The 590-nt window shown below is 68.1% G+C and carries 1 protein-coding gene; it reads left to right on the forward strand.

Annotation, left to right across the window (positions count from 1 at the left end; genetic code table 11):
- Positions 1-250 (forward strand): VOC family protein (locus ACLQ2U_RS32190; RefSeq protein ID WP_425754644.1); only part of this gene is annotated, 250 nt, incomplete at its 5' end.
- Positions 251-590: the final 340 nt, after the last annotated feature.

A 590-nucleotide genomic window follows, 5' to 3' on the forward strand; every position in this document is an offset into this window, starting at 1 on the left:
GTCGGCCAGCACGACGGCGTCCGGGCTGGCGTTCCAGGGCGCCGCCGTCCTGACGCCGCCGACGTGGCCGGAGCCGGCGGTGCCGCAGCAAATGCACCTTGACGTGATGGTGGACGACCAGGATGCCGCGGGTGAGGCAGTGCTCGCGCTGGGCGCGCGGCGGTTGCCCGGCGATCACGTGTACGCCGATCCCGCTGGCCACCCATTCTGCCTGATCAGGCGCCCTACCTGGGCGCCGCCGGTGAACTGAGCTCAGCCCTGGCTGCTGCTCCGGACCGGCGCGGCTCCCTTCGGCGACCACCTGATGGTTCGACCGACCGGCAACTGCCAGGCCGGCCAGTCTCGGAAACCCACGGCTTGATCCGGTGCGCACATCTGCCGCTGATCGTGCGTCTCTGACGAACGCCGTCCACTGGACGCGCGGAGGCGTCTGGCTGATCAGTAACTCTGTGTGACAGCGAAGGCCCATCACGCAGGGACGTGTAACCCGTGAAGTGGAACCGATGTGTAACGCATCTGTGAGGCTCGCGGTGGTGGTCCTGGGTGGACTGCTGCCAGGATCGGTGCCGGTGATCAGGGACTGACTCCTA

The organism is Micromonospora sp. DT47, assembly GCF_049844475.1.
Lineage (GTDB): Bacteria > Actinomycetota > Actinomycetes > Mycobacteriales > Micromonosporaceae > Micromonospora.